At 47.6% G+C, this 20766-nt stretch carries 13 protein-coding genes and 1 pseudogene; 12 read left to right on the top strand and 2 right to left on the bottom strand.

Translation table 11 applies throughout. The features are described 5' to 3' along the window. Positions 1-455: 455 nt before the first annotated feature. From QUA27_RS11500 to QUA27_RS11510, 3 genes are all read left to right on the top strand, one after another. The gene (locus tag QUA27_RS11500; RefSeq protein WP_333068092.1) at positions 456-1943 is read left to right on the top strand and encodes a catalase; all 1488 of its coding nucleotides are present in this window, start codon (positions 456-458) and stop codon (positions 1941-1943) included. Between the two features lie 384 nt (positions 1944-2327). Next, entirely contained in the window at positions 2328-2768 is a 441-nt protein-coding gene (locus tag QUA27_RS11505; RefSeq protein ID WP_333068093.1) for a peroxiredoxin, read from the top strand. A gap of 434 nt (positions 2769-3202) precedes the next feature. Beyond that, entirely contained in the window at positions 3203-5857 is a 2655-nt protein-coding gene (locus QUA27_RS11510; protein ID WP_333068095.1) for a C39 family peptidase, read from the top strand. Positions 5858-5953: 96 nt separating this feature from the next. Here the strand turns inward: QUA27_RS11510 and QUA27_RS11515 are convergent, their stop codons facing one another. After that, positions 5954-6841, bottom strand: coding sequence for an XDD3 family exosortase-dependent surface protein (locus QUA27_RS11515; protein ID WP_333068097.1), 888 nt, complete (start codon positions 6839-6841; stop codon positions 5954-5956). Positions 6842-7395: 554 nt separating this feature from the next. Between QUA27_RS11515 and QUA27_RS11520 the strand changes: the two genes are divergently transcribed. Continuing rightward, a complete protein-coding gene (locus QUA27_RS11520; protein ID WP_333068099.1) occupies positions 7396-7554 on the top strand; it encodes a hypothetical protein in 159 nt (52 codons plus the stop codon). A gap of 185 nt (positions 7555-7739) precedes the next feature. On the opposite strand, the gene QUA27_RS11525 is transcribed toward QUA27_RS11520, so the two are convergent. Continuing rightward, positions 7740-7955, bottom strand: coding sequence for a hypothetical protein (locus QUA27_RS11525; RefSeq protein ID WP_333068100.1), 216 nt, complete (start codon positions 7953-7955; stop codon positions 7740-7742). Positions 7956-8565: 610 nt separating this feature from the next. On the opposite strand from QUA27_RS11525, the pseudogene QUA27_RS11530 reads away from it, so the two are divergent. From QUA27_RS11530 to rbp, 8 genes and pseudogenes are all read left to right on the top strand, one after another. Beyond that, positions 8566-10104: pseudogene (locus tag QUA27_RS11530) on the top strand (ferredoxin--nitrite reductase); the annotation flags it as partial. 66 nt (positions 10105-10170) lie between these two features. Continuing rightward, a complete protein-coding gene (locus QUA27_RS11535; protein ID WP_333068192.1) occupies positions 10171-10449 on the top strand; it encodes a 2Fe-2S iron-sulfur cluster-binding protein in 279 nt (92 codons plus the stop codon). 91 nt (positions 10450-10540) lie between these two features. Further along, entirely contained in the window at positions 10541-11863 is a 1323-nt protein-coding gene (locus QUA27_RS11540; RefSeq protein WP_333068101.1) for a CmpA/NrtA family ABC transporter substrate-binding protein, read from the top strand. A 166-nt stretch (positions 11864-12029) separates the two neighbouring features. Continuing rightward, positions 12030-12899 (top strand): nitrate ABC transporter permease, encoded by an 870-nt coding sequence (ntrB, locus tag QUA27_RS11545; protein WP_333068102.1) that lies wholly within the window; start codon positions 12030-12032, stop codon positions 12897-12899. A gap of 167 nt (positions 12900-13066) precedes the next feature. Continuing rightward, positions 13067-15091, top strand: a complete 2025-nt coding sequence (locus QUA27_RS11550) for an ABC transporter ATP-binding/substrate-binding protein (RefSeq protein ID WP_333068103.1) — start codon at positions 13067-13069, stop codon at positions 15089-15091. Between the two features lie 104 nt (positions 15092-15195). Further along, positions 15196-16914, top strand: coding sequence for an ABC transporter ATP-binding protein (locus QUA27_RS11555; RefSeq protein ID WP_333068104.1), 1719 nt, complete (start codon positions 15196-15198; stop codon positions 16912-16914). Positions 16915-17287: 373 nt separating this feature from the next. Beyond that, on the top strand, positions 17288-19471 hold the full coding sequence (locus tag QUA27_RS11560) for a molybdopterin oxidoreductase family protein (protein WP_333068105.1): 2184 nt from the start codon (positions 17288-17290) through the stop codon (positions 19469-19471). A gap of 635 nt (positions 19472-20106) precedes the next feature. Next, positions 20107-20418: an RNA-binding regulator gene (gene rbp / locus QUA27_RS11565; protein ID WP_332948676.1), complete on the top strand. Its 312-nt coding sequence runs from the start codon at positions 20107-20109 to the stop codon at positions 20416-20418. Positions 20419-20766: the final 348 nt, after the last annotated feature.

Consider the following 20766-nt stretch of genomic DNA (forward strand, 5'->3'; position numbering starts at 1 on the left):
CACCAATCGTGCCTCCTAGAAGGCCACCTTGCCTCGGCGATCGCTTGACGCAGATTGTGCCAGTTGCGTAAGTCCTGCTAAAGTCAGAAATTCGTGTAATTCATTAATAGAAAGAGGCTTGAGACAAACATCAGACTCTAATTCATAGACTTCGGAGAATGACTCAATAGCTTAGCTTGTTTGAGTTTATCAATAGATTGTTCAGGAGTATTTATTTGACCCACCCAGCCATTTTTTTAACAAAAATAAACCCAAGAATCAGCATTTTATCTGAGAATCACAGTGTAGAAATAAATCATATTTTATTGAGAAATTAGTTTTAATTGACTCAGCAAATTTTGAAAACCTACTAATAATTTAACACAAAATCGCCAATCTGAAAATAACCTCCGCAGAAACACCTCTGCCCCAGAAAGGTATAGAATACTGAGGATGGAGCAAGAGATTTACCCACTATGACAGAAGACAAAACATTGACAACCGCTAGCGGAATTCCGGTTTCAGATAACCAAAATTCCTTGACTGCGGGTGAGCGCGGGCCTATCCTCATGCAGGATTTTTACCTGATGGAAAAACTGGCTCACTTCAACCGGGAACGCATTCCTGAGCGCGTTGTCCATGCAAAAGGAGCCGCTGCATTTGGCACGTTTACCGTCACCCATGACATGACTCGCTACACCAAAGCTCAGCTATTCTCAGAAGTTGGCAAAGAAACTCAAGTTCTCCTCCGTTTCTCTACGGTAGGCGGGGAACAAGGTTCAGCGGATGCCGAACGTGACCCCAGAGGTTTTTCGATGAAGTTCTACACCGAAGAAGGAAACTGGGATTTAGTAGGCAATAACACCCCTGTTTTCTTCATCCGCGATCCGCTCAAATTCCCTGATTTGATCCACACCCAAAAGCGCCATCCCCAAACGCATCTCAAAGATGCTGACGCGAAGTGGGATTTCTGGTCGCTAAGTCCAGAAGCTTTGCATCAGGTGACAATTCTGTTTTCCGATCGCGGTACGCCGAAAAGCCACCGCCACATGGACGGTTTTGGCAGCCATACCTTCAGCCTAATCAATGCTCGAGGAGAACGGGTTTGGTGCAAATTCCACTTCAAAACCATGCAAGGTATTGATAATTTCACCGCCGAAGAAGCGACGCAGATCAAAGGCGAAGACCCCGATCATGCGACTCGCGACTTGTTTGAGGCGATCGAGCAAGGTAATTATCCCAAATGGCGGTTTTGCATTCAAGTAATGACCGAGGCCCAAGCGGCAGAGTATCGCGAAAGCCCCTTTGACTTGACAAAAGTGTGGAAGCACTCAGAGTTTCCGTTAATTGACGTGGGAATTCTTGAACTCAATCGCAATCCACAAAACTTTTTTGCTGAGGTGGAACAAGCGGCATTTTCTCCTTCTAATGTCGTTCCAGGTATTAGCTTCTCTCCCGACAAAGTGCTGCAATCTCGCATCATGTCTTATCCAGATGCTCAACGCTACCGTCTCGGTGCAAACTATCAGCAATTGCCCGTCAATCAACCAAAGTGTCCGGTGATGCACTATCAACGGGATGGCGCAATGGCACCGGGTAACAACGGTGGTAGCGGGCCGAACTACGAACCCAACAGCCACGAGGATGCGCCGAAGCAAAACTGTGCTTATGCTGACCCAGCTTGGGACTTAGGAAACGTCAAAGTCGATCGCTACGATCACCGTAAGGGAAATGACGATTACACCCAAGCAGGAGACCTCTATCGCTTGATGAAACCCGACGCACAGCAGCGGCTTGTCGCTAACATTGTGGAAAGTTTGAGTGCAGCAAAACCGGAGATTCAGATGCGCCAACTGTGCCATTTTTTCCGCGCCGATCCTAATTACGGCCACCAAGTTGCAGAAGGTTTGGGAATTGCGATTGATCCGTCTACGATCGCCGCTGCTCAAGCGGTTGGTGTGTAGAATTCGCGAACATTCAATTAGACATCTGCTTTTTAGCAGATGTCTATTCTCACATCTTGCACCATTTTCGCTGAACAGGACAAGATGCCTGTTCCACAAGAAAATCTACTCTTTGTGGAACAGGCATCTTGCCTGTTCCACAAAGGATTATTGACAATGGTACAAGAGCTCAGTATTGAAACTATGCGTGTAATAGGCACTCTTACCCCGCGTCTTAGGTGCAAAATTAAATGCAGTAAAGCTTAACGTCATGGAGTTGGGGGCGATTAAGAGCGGGATAGCTTCGCTTCACGCTATTTTTAGCAATTGTCTCTTGAAAAGTCACAGAACCAAGTAAAATAACTTGAGGAACTGCAATAAAAACCAAACAAGAGAAATCAAACTATGACATTACCAATTGGCTGTGCCGCTCCTCAATTTACCGCCAAAGACACCAACGGCAACACCGTCTCCCTGTCCCAATTTGCCGGTAAAACCGTAATCTTGTATTTCTACCCCAAAGATGACACCCCCGGCTGCACCAGACAAGCCCAAAGCTTCAAAGCAGCCCATGAAGAATACAAGGGAAAAGATATAGTAGTTCTCGGTGTCAGCCGAGACAACGAGGAATCGCACAAAAAGTTCACAGAGAAATACGGTTTGCCTTTCCAGCTATTAGCAGATGTTGATGGCACGATTACCAAAGCTTACGATGTCGAGAAAGGCGATTATGCCAAGCGCGTTACTTTTGTCATCGACGGTACCGGCAAAATTATTCAGGTTTATGAAGGAGAAAATCTGAAAGTTGACTCTCACGCCCAAGATATTCTGGTCACCATAGTTTAGTCGAAATTTAGCCGATCGCACTAACACTCCTGCACGCACCAAACGGCTAAAAACCCGGTTTCTTCCTAGATGCTTCGTTGCTATAAGCAATATTCTCCTAGGAACCGGGTTTTTTTCGTAAGTCCTGACTCAGCAAGTGAGGGGTCAAAGGTACAGGGGGAAGCAACCTACTCGAACTAAATTCCTTCCCTCAAAACTTGCACCAGAAATCCTCTCAACCAGACATATATTCAGTTAAGGTGCTCATTGTACGCCTAAAGTTAGATTTGTGGCGCCACTCCCGCCAATAATTAAAAACTTATGCTGGAAAAGGCATTAACCGCCCGTAGGGTGAATCTAGGGGCGATTTTGTCCTGGTTCAGGTCATTGTGTTTAATAAAATCAGAAGTTATCCTTGCTTTAGCTGAATAATTAAGTAGGTAGGGGGATATATAATGACAAACAGCAACATTATTTTAAGTTACTTAGGCCCGCGAGAAATTGAGGTCAATAGAGCCGCTGTCTTAGTTGGCACTTTTGACAAAAATCTAGTGGCAGCGATTTCAGCAGCAGAAGGCTCAAATGCCCTGAATGTGGGGATAAATCTCTCTAGAGGCATTTGGAACATCAGTTTAGAAAAAGGATTCGATAGCGCCGGAACTCGCACAGTGCAGGTGAGGGCAAGTGATAAGACCGGCAAAGTTATCGGCCAACAAACAATTAACATCAAAGTTAATCCTGCTTCTCAGTCACCCGCTCAATTTTTCACGTTAATTACTCTCACAGATACCAAATTTAAAGCCGGAACACTGCCCGCGAGCAATCTCAACGAGCTGCAAAAAGCGGACATACCAGCAGGGAAAATTTATCAAATTACTGACTACGAGTTAGAAGACGGACATCTGAATGTTCAACTAAATAATCCAATTAATCCGGTAGGAAAGTCCGGCTTTTTCTACGAAAAACACGTACTCATCACCAAAGGCGCAAAAATTCTCATATTCGATCGCGCTGAGTTGCCGGTCCCGCCGCCTGGAATGCAGTTACTGTGGGTGATCAAAAAGACCTGGTTAAAGTTCACCCCCGTAGATTCTGGAACTTTAGGATCGACTCAGAAATTACAATTTAACCTGGGAGAAACTTTCAATCTTCTTGGCTACGCTTGCGTGGAAAACCATTTCCGAGTCGCTTTTGCTCGGGCAGTTCCTAACCTAGGAACTTCGGGATTTCTGTACTGGCAGCACGTCCAAATTTTGCGAGACGGCAGGGGAATTGAGTATGATAGAAATGCAGTTACGATGACAATCATCAAAACGACTGTGTTTAAAAAGCGGCCGATAAATGCCGCTAGCCTGCCACCCCAAGAAAAAATTACCTTGCCGGCGGGAATGATTTACGGAATTGCCGGATTCTCGATCGAACAAAGCCACATTAAAGTCTCGCTGACCGAGAATTTGCCGCAATTTGGCAATACAGGTTTCATTTATCCCGATTTTGTGCAATTCAGCCGCGGTGGCAAATCTTTTAATCCCGCTGTGAATTTAACTTATCAAGGGCCGTCAGAAGTTTTAGTCAATCAGCCGATCGTCCTTCGGGGTACTTTTGATCGGCAACAAGCAGCAAAAATTGACGTGATAGCTGAGGATAAATTTCCCCTAACCGTCACTCTAAACCAAGAAGCCAGCACTTGGCAAGTTAATTTGTCTAAAGGGTTTAGCGTAGCGGGAGCTCGGTGGCTTAGGTTGCGGGCAACTGACAGCAAAGGCAACGTTACTGGCAGCCAAATAATTTACATCACCGTAACTTCCGATCCGCTAACTGTCGGGCAAGGTTTGACCTTAAAGATAGTTTCTGACACTTTGTTTAAGGTAGCTCCCCTTGATTCTTCCCGGCTCAACAATCAGCAAAAAGTTTTTGTCAAAGCAGGCCAGACGTTGGCCGTTAGCAAATACGGATTTATTGACGGGCATCTCAAGGTGGTCCTGGATTCAGCAATTTGGCCGATCGGCACTTTTGGCTATTTTTACGAACCCGACGTTCAGTTGGCCAAAGGTACTCAAATCCTAAAATTTAACCTGGCTGACGTACCCAATAGCAACGTCAGCGCTCAACTATTGGTAACTCAAACAACTCAGATTAAAGCTAAGCCCGAAGATTCATCTAAACTGCCTGCCAATCAAGTTGCTGACCTACTTTTAGGCACTACCTATGCCATCACTGGTTATGCCTGCATTTTGGGGCATTTCCGAGTAACTCTAGCCGAATCAATTCCCGGTTTCGGCAATATCGGATTTATTTATTGGCAGGACGTTAAAATTAAAAAAGACGGCAAAGAAGTTCCCTTTGACCCCGATGCTTTGACCATGACAATCCTGCAAGCAACTGTGTTTAAAAAACGGCCGGTAGATGCTGCTAGCCTGAGCAGTAGCGAGAAAACTACGCTGCCTTTAGGTCGAGTATACGGCGTGAACAGCTACGGTGCGGAAGGATCTCACCTGAAAGTTTCCCTGACTGAAGAACTGCCTAATTTTGGCAATACAGGTTATGTTTTTCCTAGTTTTGTTCAGTTCAAGCGGGGAGATAAAATTTTCGATCCGGTTCCGAACAATGTGGAATTGAACGTGCCGTATTTTTCGCAGCGGGACAATCCGCGTTTTGACTGGTCTACTTGCAACGTAACTTCGATCGCCATGGTGCTTTATTATTACGGCCTTCGTTCTGAGTGGGGCGGACAGTTGGAGGATGAGTTGTTGCAGTGGTGTTTCGACTATGCCGGCCAGGGTTCTCAAACGGATCACAGCGTGCTTTCGGCGCTGATTCAAGCCTACGGGTTTAAGACGAGTTTTAGTACGACTCGCACATGGGCAGAGGTGCGATCGGAATTGCTGAATCGGCGGCCAGTAGTTTTAGCCGGAGATTTTACTGCGGCCGGTCACATTCTTACTGTAATTGGCTACAATTCTCAGGGTTATATCGTGCAAGATCCTTGGGGAAATGCACTCACTGGTTACAGCGATACTGAGGGGAGAAAGTTGACGTATCCCTACAGTTACGTCAATCAAGTTGCTGGGCCAGATGGGAATGTTTGGGCGCATTTTATCTCTCCCTAATCTACTCTACTGTTTGCAATTTGTGAGGCCCTACGCCTATTCGTAAGGTGTGCATAACAGCTATTCGTAAGGTACTTAATGCACACCCTACCTAACTTAGGAAATCTTGCGCTTAATTTTGCATTTTGCTGCGCCAATACCTAAAAAGCTCAATCCTACTAAAGTACCAAACCAAGTAGAAGGTTCGGGTACAGCCTCAAACGATCCCTGAACGGCGATCGCATCGTTAGCACACTCGGCAAAAAAGTTAGCAATATAGTTCCCCGAAGGCATTGAGGATTTATTGAAACTGAATCCAATTGTTTGAGAACCTACTGCATTAAACTGAGCGAAATCAAGACCGAGGATGCTCAAAGTCGCTGGCGTTAAAAAAATGATTTCTCCTACTTTTTTACCCGTAGCTATTGAGTTGAGAATAGTCAAGTTTCCTGTTTGTTCAAAGTAGGGGTCTGTGGCAGCTAAATCGCCCATTGATGGGGTTCCGCCTTGAGATGCCACTACCGTATTGAATTGATTTAAATTGCTAAAGCCAGAGTTAGTTTGGGTGACGTTGTTCGCTGTAACATTTGTGTAAACGCCTGTTGTCGCCACGCCGGAGTCATTGCCTTCGGCAAAGCGGATACCAAACAAGCTGCCGTTTGCGTTAGCTGTATTGAAGTTTTGACCGGAAAAATTGAAGAATAAATCGCCGTAGTTGATGTTGCCTCTTTGAGCTAGTGGGTCGGCATATCCTGCTAAACTTAGATTAGAATTGATGGCGATGAAAGCTGTATCTGATGTTTCTTTAATGGCGATGCCGTAAAATTCAAATTCTCCGCCGCCGATTTGGGGCCCTGTCACGCCGTCGTTAAAGGAATCGATCGCATAATTCCAGCCGTTAGATAGCGTTGCTGCTGTAGCTTTTTGTTGCTGTATTGCGAAAAGGGCACAGAAAATAGCCACTGAGTAAGTCCAGTGGATGCTGTTTTTAGCAATGGATTTCATAAAATGCTCCCTGGGAATCATTGTTAAATTGTCAAGTCTGCTCGCTCGACTGTTTTTAATTTTCAGTCAATCGTATATTTCGCCTGAAAATATTAAAATATTGCTAAAAATTTGGTCGGGCGATCGCATTATATCAACTATTTTGGTTAAAAAACTAACCAATGGCAGTAACTAAATACAGGATTTATGCAGGCACAATATAAAGTATGGCTGCATAAGCTTTGTATAGGTGAAAATAAACTGACTACCAGTTTTAGGTGGTTGAGTGCAGCAATAAACTGTCCGCGATTCAAGATCGAGGCTTTACCGGCCCCTACAAGATATTATTGTTTTTTCCTGCCGATCGACTTAATTGACTTTTTATCAATTACCAACGAATTTTGACAAAAAGGGGCATGATGTTGTAGATGCCGATGCCTGCTTCTGTGAATATTTCGATTTTTCGATTAATAAGTTTCATAACTTACCTGTCATCTCCAGCCCAGTTCAATAGACCTACCCAATAATTATTGTGGAACAGGCATCCTGTCTATTCAAGACAGGCTTTTATGGAGATGTCTAATAATTATAATTACGTGGGTTGGGATGACTTCATTCCTCAAACTCCTCAAATGCCGATCGCGCACAGCAGTTTTACTAATTTTACCATCACCGTTCCACCCAACAGGCTCTCAATTGAGGGTCAAAACTGTGAATCAGCACTTTTTCTGTAAGTGCCGCCCAAAGCGAGAATTGGATAATCAAAAAAAATCATACGGCAAGAACGATCGCACGTTTTTACAACAGCCAATAAACTTCCGGTCCTACATCCGCTGCCGGCATCGTGGGTTCCTTTTAACTCGGGCGGTGGTCTCTGCACTTGCAGCCCTGCATAAATCAATCAAATTTTTAAATGCTGTTAACATATCACCGAAAGTTCATTGACTATCTTGACTCTTCCCTTCACTACAGAACGCAGCAGGCGGTTAATTGAAAGTCTGTATTCATCGTCGAGAGAGTCGTCCAAAACAGCGGCCATCAAGCCGTAGCGATCGGCTAAAGTCAAACAACCCGTATCGGTAACAGAAGCAAGCATTTCGGAAATAGCGCCGGGGATAAGTTGAACTAAAAGCATGAGACCTTCCCTGAATTCGATACTTGTATCATCTCTCGTTCTTGGAAAATTAATAGTGACGCTGGCATAGCACATAATGTGATGTTTTGAGACAAACTGTGTGACAGCGACCGCTCTAATTTTGTGACGATCTCGTTTTAAGTCTGCGATCGCACTCACAACATTAATCTTAGATATTCCCATTTCCCCCTCTTCCGTCGTAAATCTAAAGATTTAGAGAGATTTTTCGGTTTTGGGGGTGTCTTTACCCATTCCCCATGTATAAAACGCATCGGCATTATGCGAAATATTCATAAAACTCAATATTCTGTAAAAATAGCTACGAATATTTACAATCGTGGGCTTTACATTAGCTCATAACAAAGGTGCATCGAAACGCAGCGATCGACCGAATCATCGGTAGCAACTATAACCATAAATAGTTTGGCGACGTTCGAGCCAGCGCCCAGTCAAACTCTAGTTTACAGAAGACCAACCATGCTTAAAAGAAATTCGATCTAGTAACTAAATATACAGTTTTAAATTCATACAGTCACTAAGGTTAGCAGGAAACACACACTTTATGCTCCAAGTCAATACCTCCCCACAAGCCAGCAGCGAGGGTAAACCGATGACCCAAACAATAGAACCCAAAGCCCAAGCGAGCCTGAACAAGTTTGAAAAACTCAAAGCCGAAAAAGATGGCTTAGCATTAAAAGGCGAACTCGACCACTTCGCCGCAATCGGCTGGGAAGCAATGGACGAAACAGATCGCGAGCACCGCCTCAAATGGCTCGGCATCTTCTTTCGGCCAGTAACTCCCGGCAAATTCATGATGCGGCTGCGCTTGCCCAACGGCATAATTACTAGCAATCAAACCAGAACGCTAGCAGAAATCGTCCAACGCTACGGCGACGACGGCAGCGCCGACATCACCACCAGACAAAACCTGCAATTGCGCGGAATTCGCATCGAAGACGTACCCGACATCTTCCGCCGCCTCAAAGAAGCGGGCATGACCAGCATCCAGTCTGGCATGGACAACGTACGCAACATCACGGGTTCCCCAGTCGCGGGCCTGGACGCCGACGAACTGATAGATACGCGGGAACTGGTGAACCAAGTCCAAGACATGATTACGAACAGCGGCGAAGGCAACCCCGCGTTTTCAAATTTGCCGAGAAAGTTTAATATTGCGATCGCAGGCTGCCGCGACAACTCAGTCCACGCAGAAATCAACGACATCGCCTTCGTACCCGCTTACAAAGACGACAACATCGGCTTTAACGTTTTAGTCGGCGGCTTCTTCTCAGCCAAACGCTGCGAAGCTGCAATTCCTCTCAACGCATGGGCAAGTCCCAGCGACGTTGTAGATTTGTGCAAAGCAATTTTAACAGTGTTTCGCGATCGAGGCCCGAGAGCAAACCGCCAAAAATCGCGGCTGATGTGGCTGATTGACGAACTCGGAATCGAACAATTCCGAGCAGAAGTCGAACAAGAATTAGGGCGCACTTTACCCGCCGCCGCGCCCAAAGATGAAATCACCTGGGACAAACGCGACCACATCGGCATCTACCCCCAAAAACAATCAGGTCTCAACTATGTAGGGTTGCACGTTCCAGTCGGACGGCTGCAGGCATCGGATTTGTTCGATTTGGCCAGAATCGCCGAGGTTTACGGCAGCGGCGAGCTCAGACTCACTGTCGAAGAAAACGTGATTATTCCCAACGTTCCCGACTCGCGGATTGAATCGCTGGTGAAAGAACCGCTGTTGCAGCGTTTTTCGATCGACCCCGCACCGCTGACGCGAGCCTTGGTTTCCTGCACCGGCGCCAAGTTTTGCAACTTCGCCCTCATCGAAACCAAAAGCCGATCCGTGGCAATGATTGAGGAACTCGAAGCCGAACTTTCAGTTCCCAAACCAGTGAGAATTCACTGGACGGGTTGCCCCAATTCCTGCGGTCAACCCCAAGTAGCAGACATCGGTTTGATGGGAACCAAAGTTCGCAAGAACGGCAAAACCCTCGAAGGTGTAGACATTTACATGGGAGGCACAGTCGGAAAAGACGCTCATTTGGGTACTTGCGTCCAAAAAAGCATCCCTTGCGAAGACCTCAAACCAGTGCTGCATCAATTGTTAGTCGAGCAGTTTGGGGCAGTTCCCAAAGAGATTACAGGGGATGTAGCTGTGCTCAACAGGCAACTGCAACTGACGGTTGACAGGGACGAAACGGCAGTGTCGGCAGCCAAACCTCAGACATCTACTGTCATTTTCGCTCGATCGGGCAAAGAAGTTGCTTGCAGCGAAGATGAGTTCATTCTTGATGTTGCCGAACGGGCCGGAGTCGAACTTGACAGCAATTGCCGGTCGGGAAGCTGTGGCACTTGCCAGCAAAAACTCCTAGAAGGCCAAACAGTCTACGACAGCCAACCCGACGCGGCCCGAGACTTAGAACCAGGGTTCATTTTAACTTGCAGCGCGCGGGCGATCGGCAAAGTGACGATCGACGCCTAATCTCACAATGTGAGATGCGATGCGAAGGTCCCGAATCAATCTCACATCTCACATTTCCACGATCTCAAAGTACAACAACAATTCAAGACAAATGAGCAACCTTTCCAGAAGAAAATTCATCATCACCGCTGGAGCAACAGCAGCCGGCACCCTTCTCGCCCACGGTTGCAGTTCCGCTTCCACTTCCACCACATCTAGCGCAACTCCCAGCGGCGCATCACCCAGCGCCGCACCAGCAGTCAACATCAACCCCGCCGACGCGCCAGAAGTTACCGCAGCCAAACTCGGATTCATCGCCCTCACCGACTCAGCACCCTTAATCATCGCCCAAGAAAAAGGGTTATTTGCCAAGTACGGCATGAAAGACGTAAAAGTTGAGAAACAAGCATCTTGGCCAGTTACTCGCGACAACTTAGAACTCGGTTCCGAAAAAGGCGGCATTGACGGAGCTCACATCTTATCCCCGATGCCTTACCAATTGACATTAGGCACAATTACCAAAGGCAATCAGCCAGTGCCGATGAACATTGTTGCCCGGTTAAATACTAACGGTCAAGCAATTTCCCTCAGCAAAAAATACCTAGATTTAAAAGTAGGTACTGACAGCAAACCTCTCAAAGAAGCCCTCGCCAATCAAAAAATTGCTATAACTTTTCCCGGCGGCACCCACGACTTATGGATGCGCTACTGGCTAGCAGCCGGCGGTATTAATCCAGATACAGATGTTTCCGTGATTCCCATTCCGCCGCCCCAAATGGTAGCGAACATGAAATCTGGCAGCATGGAAGCCTTTTGCGTAGGCGAACCTTGGAATGCTCAGCTAGTTACTCAAAAGGTAGGATACACCGCCTTAGTAACCGGAGAACTTTGGAAAGACCACCCAGAAAAAGCTTTTGCTTTAAGAGGAGATTGGGTTGAGAAAAACCCCAAAGCTGCTAAAGCAATAACAATGGCCGTACTGGAAGCCCAGCAGTGGTGCGACAAGGCAGAAAATCACGATGAGATGTGCCAAATAATCTCTCAAGATAAGTGGTTAAAAGTTCCAGTAGCAGATATTATCGGTCGCTCTAAGGGTCAAATTGACTACGGTACCGGCCGCATTGAAGCTGCTAGCCCAGTGGCGATGAAATTCTGGGCTGATAATGCTTCTTATCCCTATAAGAGCCATGATACTTGGTTCTTAACTGAAAATATTCGTTGGGGTTATATGCCGGCAACTACCGACATCAAAGCCACGGTTGATAAAGTTAACCGCGAAGATATTTGGAAAGCTGCTGCGACAGCACTTAGCGTTCCTGCCGCCCAAATTCCTACTTCCACTTCTCGCGGTGTTGAAACCTTCTTTGACGGCGTAAAGTTTGACCCAGAAAAACCACAAGAATATCTGAATGGTCTGGCAATCAAAAAAGCATAATTAATTTGTTTAGTGTTGACACTTGAGTGTTGACACTTGACAAACGCCTAAAATTGACGGTGTTGGGCCGAGTGAAACGCAGGGTGCGTTCCATGGTCAAAACCTGCTCAACTCTGTTCAAAGTATCTACACATAATCGATTATTCACAATACTGCAAAAACAAAAATGGCAACAAACCTCGCTGTTACTAAAAGCAAAAATCCAGTAAATTTCGTTCTGGATCAGGTTCAAAAAAACCGCCGAAAAATCATCCGCCCGCTGGTAGCAATTACAGTTTTGCTCATAATCTGGCAAATCCTCTGCCACGATGCCTCATCCACCTTGCCGGGACCAATCAAAGCTGTCCAAGAAAGCTGGAATCTGATTATCAATCCTTTCTTCGACAACGGCGGTACAGACAAAGGCTTGTTCTGGCAAATTTTGGCTAGCTTGCAGCGGGTGGCGATCGGCTTTACTCTAGCAGCAGTTCTCGGCATCAGTTTGGGAATCCTTATCGGCACAAACTCTTTAATGTTCGATGCTTTAGACCCGCTGTTTCAAGTATTCAGAACTATCCCGCCCCTAGCTTGGCTGCCGATCGCCCTGGCAGTATTTCAACAGTTCAATCCCTTTGAAGGCATGGGGGTAAAAGCTAACGAAGTATCAGCACTATTCGTAATCTTAATTACAGCAATTTGGCCGATTTTAATTAATACCACAGTAGGGGTTCAACAAATACCCCAAGACTACAGAAACGTCGCCCGCGTCTTGCGCCTCCCCAATCAAAAATACTTCTGGAAAATCCTGCTTCCCTCTTCTGTTCCTTACATCTTCACTGGGTTGAGAATTGGTATCGGTTTGTCTTGGCTGGCGATCGTAGCTGCGGAAATGTTAGTCGGCGGCGTCGGCATCGGGTTCTTTATCTGGGACGCTTACAACAGTTCTAGACTCAGCGCAGTTATTCTAGCAGTGCTTTATGTAGGAATTGTCGGTTTAATTTTAGACAGAATCGTTGGTTTCGTCGCTTCCAAAGTAGTTCCTGAAGAACAGAAATAGAATTTGGGGATTGGGCATCGGGCATCGGGCATGGCGAATGGGAAATGGGGAATGGTTGCCAACTACAAACTGGTAGAAATTAGTTGTAAATTAATGCCCAATGCCCCATGCCCTATGCCCAATTAATAATCAGCATCATACAAATTACAAACTAACCTAAAATTACCATGTCAGTATTTGTTGAAGTAGACCACGTTGACCGCGTATTTAACTTGCCCAATGGAGAGCAATACATCGCTCTTAAAAATATCGAACTGAAAATAAAAAAAGGAGAATTCATCACCTTAATTGGGCACTCGGGCTGCGGCAAATCTACACTGCTAAATATCATCGCCGGTCTCGACAAAGCAAGTCAGGGCGGGATTACTTTAGAAGGGCGCGAAGTCCGCGATCCAGGCCCGGACAGAATGGTGGTGTTTCAAAATTACTCGCTGCTACCTTGGCTGACGGTGCGCGAAAATATTGCCCTAGCAGTAGAGGAAATTTACAGCGGTAACTCGAAAGAAGATCGCGAGTTGGTGATCGAACACCACATTAAATTAGTCGGACTCGGACACGCCGCCGACAAACGCCCGGGCGAAATTTCTGGGGGGATGAAACAAAGAGTTGCGATCGCCCGCGCCTTGGCGATTCGCCCGAAATTGCTGCTGCTAGACGAACCCTTCGGCGCCCTCGATGCCTTAACTCGCGGCGGTTTGCAAGACCAGTTGATGAAAATTTGCGAGGAAAGCAAAGTCACTAGCGTGATGGTAACTCACGACGTGGACGAGGCTTTATTGCTGAGCGATCGCATTGTGATGCTAACCAACGGCCCGGAAGCGCAAATCGGGCAAATCCTCGAAGTGAACATTCCCCGCCCCCGCAAGCGCATGGAAGTTGTCAACCATCCGAGTTACTACGCGCTGCGTAACGAAATGGTTTACTTCCTCAACCAGCAAAAGCGCGTCAAACAGCGCCGGGCAAAACAACAGCCGCCTGTCATCGCCCGCAACGGCCTGGAAAAAATCAACCTCGACATCGGCTTTATTCCCCTCACCGACTGCGCCCCCTTAGTAGTAGCTAAAGAAAAAGGATTTTTCAAAGCCCACGGCTTGGAAGAAGTTACTCTCAGCCGCGAACCTGGCTGGAAAGCGATCGCCAAAGGAGTCGCCGAAGGACGGCTGGACGCGGCGCAAATGGTCGCAGGAATGCCGATCGGTATGCTGTTGGGGCTCGACGGTGAAGTCCCTGTGCCCGTCTGTAGCGCCCTCACGCTGTCCCGCAACGGCAATTCAATTGTTTTCAGCAAAGACCTTTACAGACAAGGCATTCGGACATTAGAGGATTTCAAAGCTGCGATCGCCAAGAGTCCCGATAAAGTTCACACCTTGGGCATGGTACACTCCGCCTCCATGCACAATCTGCTCTTCCGCTACTGGCTGGCTGCCGGCGGCATCGACCCAGACCTCGACGTGGGCTTGACCGTGATTCCGCCCCCGCAGATGGTAGCGAATTTAAAAGCAGGCAACATTGACGGCTACTGTTCAGGCGACCCCTGGAACTCCCACGCAGTCAACAGCGGTACGGGTTTTGTCATGGCCCGTTCCCTAGATATTTTGCCCGGACACATCGAAAAAGTTCTCGGTGTTACCGAAGATTGGGCTCAGAAATATCCTCAAACCCACCTCGCCCTCGTCAAAGCGCTTTTGGAAGCCTGCGACTACTGCGACGACCGCCGCAACCGCGAAGAAGTCCTAGAATTGATTAGCCAAGAACAATACATCGGCGCCGATCCCAAAGACATCCGTCCGGGGTTCCTCGATCCGTACAACTCCGGTACGGAGGCAGAACCTGAAATGCTCTACAACTTCAACCAGTTCTACGTTGACAAAACCAATTGTCCAGACCGCCTAGAAATGGTGTGGGTGATGGCGCAGATGGCTCGCTGGGGGCTGATCCCGTTCCCGAAAAACTGGGTGGAAGTGGTCGATCGAGTTTTGCGGCCCGATGTTTTCGGTCAAGCAGTGCGCGAATTGGGCTTGCCGGATATCGCCAGAGATCGCCGGACGATCGAGCTATTTGACGACACTGTGTTTAATCTAGACGACCCGATCCAGTATCTTCAGAATGTCAAAATTAAGCGCGCCGTCCGCATCGAAGAAATCTTAATTGAACAAATAGGCAGTCAGTGTTCCATCAAACTGCCAGCATAACCAGCAAATAGGAAGAGGGAATGAGGAGCAAGAAATCAGGAAACAAGACTCCACATTTTCCCCTTCCTCAATCCCTAATTTCAAATTCTCAATCGCAAGTTGTCATGTCTAATTCCTCGACCCAAAATCCACATCCTGAAAATATGCAAACTATAAAAACCCCCCAAACAACCACCACAATTCAAACGCCCAAGCAAGACTTTCTTACTATTAAAGACGTATCGAAAGTCTACGAAACTCAAAAAGGCCCTTACGTCGTTCTCGACGGTGTAAACCTGACTATTAATGAAGGCGAATTTATTTGTTTGATCGGTCACTCGGGCTGCGGCAAATCAACTTTGCTGAATATGATTGCGGGATTCAACGGGCCGACAAACGGAGAAGTGGCCCTCGAAGGTTCGCCGATTACTGAACCAGGCCCCGATCGCATGGTGGTATTTCAAAACTACTCGCTGCTACCGTGGCTGACTGCTACTGAAAATATTCACCTCGGCGTTGAAAATGTTTACCCGGAAAAGTCTGCCGACGAACACAATACGATCGTCAAGGAACACTTGGAATTAGTGGGGCTGACCGAAGCTTGTAACAAAAGACCGGGCCAATTGTCCGGGGGGATGAAACAGCGGGTGGCGATCGCCAGAGCTCTGGCAACTCGTCCCAAACTGTTGATTTTGGACGAACCTTTCGGAGCTCTAGACCCGATTACCCGGGAAGAGTTGCAGGAAGAATTGCTGAAAATTTGGCGGCAGGAAAAAATTACTGTCATTATGATTACTCACGATATTGATGAGGCTTTGTTTTTGGCCGATCGCATCGTGATGATGACCAACGGACCAGCAGCTTCCATCGGTGAAGATATGCACGTTCCGTTCAGCCGTCCCCGCAACCGGGCGCGGATTATGGAAGACCCGAAATACTACGAACTTCGCAACTTTGCTTTGGAGTTCCTGTTTTCTCGCTACGCGCACCACGAAGAAGGTGAAGCAACGGACTCGGAGACAGAAGCCGTCGCGCTACCGATGCCATTACCTGCTAGCAAAAAGCCTGTGATTGCTGACAGGCCGATCGCACCTGCACCTTTTGTGTCTCACGCTGCCGAACCCCCAGAAGCTTCGCCGGTCAAACGCGGCATCCTGGCAGCCTCGTGGTTCGTAGCAATGGTTACTTTAGCTGCCGTCAATATGTCTGTTGTTTCTAGCCAGCTAAAGCAAGCGAAACTAGAAGAAACTGCACCGCAGGCGGCGACTGCGGCGGCGGTTGTGAGTTCTCCCCCCAGCCCGCAAATCGCAGCAAGTTCGATCGCACCGACTGGTAGCCCTGCACCCATCGCTGCTGCTGCAAGTCCTGCGCCCATCGCTGCTGCAAGTCCTGCAGCCATCGCTGCTGCAAGTCCTGCACCGAATGCCAGCTCTGCAGCCATCGCTGCTGCAAGTCCTGCACCGAATGCCAGCCCTGCAGCCATCGCTGCTGCCGCTAACAGCGCCGTCGCGCCCAATGCAGCAACCAGTGCCACATCAGAGATTTCTGACCAAGCCGAACTCGATGCGATCGGACAGAAGTTGTATGCACAAATCGACCAAAAGTGGAGAACAATTCCAACGTTTACCGAAAGTTTGACTTATCGGGTCAAAGTAAAACAAAACGGCGATATCCTACAGTTCGATCCCACAAATAAAGCAGCTAAAGATTTCGTCAAAGAAACTCCTCTGCCTGTTTTGCAAACTCCTGCCGGTGCCGCAGCAGGCGCTGAAAAAACTGCTGAGTTCCAAGTAACTTTTAGCCCCACCAACGGTGGCGTATTTGAAGTTAAATCAGGGAAGTAGCCCACCTAATACTCCCGCACTAAATCTCACATTGCTATCAACAACTAGGTCAAAAGTAGTACCTGGGCGCTGTGTGAACTAGGCAAAAATTCCTCCTAGCCCCCATTCTGGGGGTGATAAGAGTTAGGTTAAACTTTTCTCAAATAGAGGAAGATTTAGTAGCAGCAAAAAGCTGAATGCAAGCGAGAGCGAGCGCGATTTTTAGTAAGAGAGCGGGTAATTTTTACTCAGGGTATTGTCCGTTTCTGGGAAGCATATATGCGGAAATTTAGTAATGATTGACACGTTATTTGCAGGAGCCCTCAGTTCCGACTATAATGACAAATTACGAATTACCCATTAGCTTTCAAAAATTAGCATCTAAAATCACCAGATGGAAACTATAAAAACTCTTTGCCCTTACTGCGGTGTAGGTTGCGGTCTAGAAGTTGTAGCAGACAAAAAACAAAGTTGGAAAGTCCGGGGCGATCGCAATCACCCATCGAGTCAGGGCATGGTTTGTATTAAGGGAGCAACCGTAGCAGAGTCGATTCGGAGCGATCGGCTAATGTATCCGATGATGCGAGATAGTCTCGACCAACCGTTCCGCCGCGCTAGCTGGGACGAAGCTCTCAATGCAATTGTTAACCGCATCCAAACAATTCGCAGCACCAGCGGCCCCGATGCTTTGTGCGTTTACGGTTCGGGTCAATTCGCAACAGAAGATTATTATATTGCCCAGAAACTAATGAAAGGTTGTCTGGGGACTAATAATTTTGATGCTAATTCTCGCTTGTGTATGTCTTCAGCAGTCTCTGGATACGTTCAAAGCTTTGGCTCGGACGGGCCACCTTGCTGTTACGACGATTTAGAATTAACAGATTGCGCTTTTATTATCGGCAGCAATGCAGCGGAATGCCATCCGATCGTATTCAATAGATTAGCAAAATACCACAAAAAGCATCCAAATGTCAAGATGATTGTGGTAGATCCAAGGCGAACTCCGACTGCTGAAGCGGCGGATTTGCACTTAGCAATTAAACCGGGTACGGATATAGATTTGCTTAACGGAATTGCATATTTGCTGTTACGCAGGCAAGTAATAGATTCTGAGTTTATTCAAGAATGCACGGCGAATTTTTCAGCTTTTGCTGAGGTTATTAGCAGCTACACGCCGGAGTTTGTAGCCTCGCGCTGTGGCATTACTGTCAGCGAGTTAGAAACGGCGGCAAACTACTGGGAACAGTCGCAGCGCGTTTTGTCTCTGTGGTCGATGGGAATGAATCAGTCATCGGAAGGCACGGCAAAGGTGCGATCGCTGATTAATTTGCACTTGATGACCGGTCAAATCGGCAAACCGGGATGCGGCCCGTTTTCCCTCACCGGGCAGCCAAACGCGATGGGAGGGCGGGAAGCCGGAGGACTGTCTCATTTGCTCCCAGGCTACCGTTTTGTGAAAAATGCTGAACACAGAACCCAAGTCGAGGAGTTTTGGGGACTCGCACCGGGAAGTATTTCCCCGAATCCGGGCCGCACAGCTTGGGAGATGATTACCGGTTTGGAAACTGGCGATGTCGAGTTGCTGTGGATTGCAGCTACTAATCCGGTGGTGAGTATGCCGGATTTGGAACGCACTAAAGCCGCTTTGCTGCGATCGCCCTTTACTATTTATCAAGAAGCTTACTATCCCACTGAAACCTCTGCCTACGCTCATATCCTGCTGCCGGCAACGCAGTGGAGCGAAAAAACGGGAGTAATGACGAATTCCGAACGCCGGGTGACGCTTTGTCCCGGTTTCGACACTCCCTCCGGGGAAGCCCGCGACGACTGGAGGATTTTCGCCGAGGTGGGACGGCGGTTGGGTTTTGCCGAACACTTTGCTTTCGAGAACAGTGCGGAGGTTTTTACAGAGTACGCGCAGTTGACGCGGGGCCAGCCTTGCGACATGACCGGTCTGAGCCACGAATACATCCGCCAACAAGGCCCCCAGCAGTGGCCTTGCCGGGAAAACGAGCCTGTGCATCCAGCCCAAGAAGCGAAACGGCTGTACACTGACAGGCGTTTTCACACTCCTGACGCGCGGGCGAGATTTTCGGCCTATCACTCCCGAGGACTGGCAGAACCTCCCGATCCGAACTATCCGTTTGTGTTGACGACAGGGAGACTTTACGGACACTGGCATACGATGACGCGGACGGGTAGAACAGAGAAAATTAATCAATTGCACCCCGATCCGTTTTTGGAAATTCACCCCCGCGATGCTGCCAAATTGCAGATTAAGGAGGGAGATTTGCTGGAAGTTCGATCGCGCCGCGGTAAGGCGCAGTTTCCTGCAAAAGTCACAAAGGCGATCGCCCCAGGTACGCTATTTGTACCGATGCACTGGGGTTCTCTGTGGGCTGAAGGTGCTGAAGCTAATGCCATGACTCATGCTGCAAGCTGTCCAGATTCCAAACAGCCTGAGTTAAAAGCTTGTGCGGTGCAGTTGGTCCTGGTTGGGGCAGACACTGCAGCGGAAGTTGTCGCAGAAGTTGGGGAATTTAATTGGGCAAAATCCACCCTTGCCGTCACTTCTTGAGCTGCCCTCCAACTACGGGATGTTACAAATCACCGAAGAACGAGCCGGAAGCCCCAGGCTTTAGACATCGGGAGGAACGTGGTGGACGTTCGGCGATACGTTCGGGGAGCGCTCAGTCAATCGCGCTCAGTCGAACTATTGGAGATTTACTCCACACATGAATCTGGGTTCTTGAACAAGAGTCTAAAATTTTGCACTCTTCCCGACAAGAGTCCGGGGCTTGTATCCGTTTTTTGGGGTAACAACCTTTCTCGATCGAGCAATTTTGAATCCGGACATACCCTACACATAAATCTTAAATCTCACATCCCAGATCTAAAACCTAAAATCGTTAGGCCATTACGCAGCCTAAAAACTGCGTTTCCCCGGCAGAGCCAGGGAATAAGGAAAATTAAATTTATGTAAATTTATGTATTCTGAGTTTTTTCTTCTTTATTGGGGGTTTTTGCTTCCGCAGAATGCCTTCTGGCGAATAGCTTCTGCTTTCTTTTTAATTAATCGAGTCAGACAATTGCCGTTTGCACCTCAAGGTGCTATAATGGTTTTACAAGGCTTTATTTTCGGCAGTACAGTTCGTTCGATCGGCGTTCCTCCGGATTTAAATCTCTACACACTCTGATTCTGGAGAATGTTCAATGTCAATCTATGTCGGCAATTTATCCTACGAAGTAACGCAGGAGCACCTCAACCAAACTTTTGGAGAGTACGGTACAGTAAAGCGCGTTCAGTTGCCTGCTGACCGGGAAACAGGTCGGATGCGGGGCTTCGCTTTTGTAGAAATGTCTACTGAAGCAGAAGAAGCCGCAGCCATTGAGGCTCTTGACGGTGCTGAGTGGATGGGTCGCGACCTCAAGGTCAATAAGGCAAAACCCCGCGAAGAACGTGGTTCTTCTAACAGCGGTAACTGGGGTAACAACGATCGCGGTGGCAATTCTCGTCGCTACTAAACCACCCGAGCTAAATTTTTAGCTATATTGTATATTGCGTCGGAGCAAGCTGGGAGTTAACAATCATTCTCTGTGGAGAATAGATAGTTAGTTCAGTGGTCGTACCGCGCCTTAAAAGCCTCAAAATATTGCTAGACAATAGTTTGAGGCTTTTTTATCGCAAAAATTATTAATTAGGAGTTCGAGGGCGTGCGATCGCTTCCTAGCTGACCCGAAAAACTATAAAATATAACAGGCCCAGAGAGCCTCCTTCCCCAGCAACCGGTTGCCGCCGTGAAACCAAACACTCACCGAGTTTTGCGCTTGCAAAGTGTACCGAACAATGACAGAATCATCAAGAATGATGAT

The sequence above is a fragment of the Microcoleus harperi Pol14_C6 genome, assembly GCF_036701295.1.
Classification (GTDB): domain Bacteria; phylum Cyanobacteriota; class Cyanobacteriia; order Cyanobacteriales; family Microcoleaceae; genus Microcoleus.

What these genes read in the sequence shown, in the direction of transcription:
- QUA27_RS11500 (WP_333068092.1), top strand. Translation starts at nt 456, where the DNA reads ATGACAGAAGACAAAACATTGACAACCGCTAGCGGAATTCCGGTTTCA.
- QUA27_RS11510 (WP_333068095.1), top strand. Translation starts at nt 3,203, where the DNA reads ATGACAAACAGCAACATTATTTTAAGTTACTTAGGCCCGCGAGAAATT.
- QUA27_RS11505 (WP_333068093.1), top strand. Translation starts at nt 2,328, where the DNA reads ATGACATTACCAATTGGCTGTGCCGCTCCTCAATTTACCGCCAAAGAC.
- rbp (WP_332948676.1), top strand. Translation starts at nt 20,107, where the DNA reads ATGTCAATCTATGTCGGCAATTTATCCTACGAAGTAACGCAGGAGCAC.
- QUA27_RS11550 (WP_333068103.1), top strand. Translation starts at nt 13,067, where the DNA reads ATGTCAGTATTTGTTGAAGTAGACCACGTTGACCGCGTATTTAACTTG.
- ntrB (WP_333068102.1), top strand. Translation starts at nt 12,030, where the DNA reads ATGGCAACAAACCTCGCTGTTACTAAAAGCAAAAATCCAGTAAATTTC.
- QUA27_RS11520 (WP_333068099.1), top strand. Translation starts at nt 7,396, where the DNA reads ATGTCTAATAATTATAATTACGTGGGTTGGGATGACTTCATTCCTCAA.
- QUA27_RS11555 (WP_333068104.1), top strand. Translation starts at nt 15,196, where the DNA reads ATGTCTAATTCCTCGACCCAAAATCCACATCCTGAAAATATGCAAACT.
- QUA27_RS11560 (WP_333068105.1), top strand. Translation starts at nt 17,288, where the DNA reads ATGGAAACTATAAAAACTCTTTGCCCTTACTGCGGTGTAGGTTGCGGT.
- QUA27_RS11540 (WP_333068101.1), top strand. Translation starts at nt 10,541, where the DNA reads ATGAGCAACCTTTCCAGAAGAAAATTCATCATCACCGCTGGAGCAACA.
- QUA27_RS11525 (WP_333068100.1), bottom strand. Translation starts at nt 7,955, where the DNA reads ATGCTTTTAGTTCAACTTATCCCCGGCGCTATTTCCGAAATGCTTGCT.
- QUA27_RS11515 (WP_333068097.1), bottom strand. Translation starts at nt 6,841, where the DNA reads ATGAAATCCATTGCTAAAAACAGCATCCACTGGACTTACTCAGTGGCT.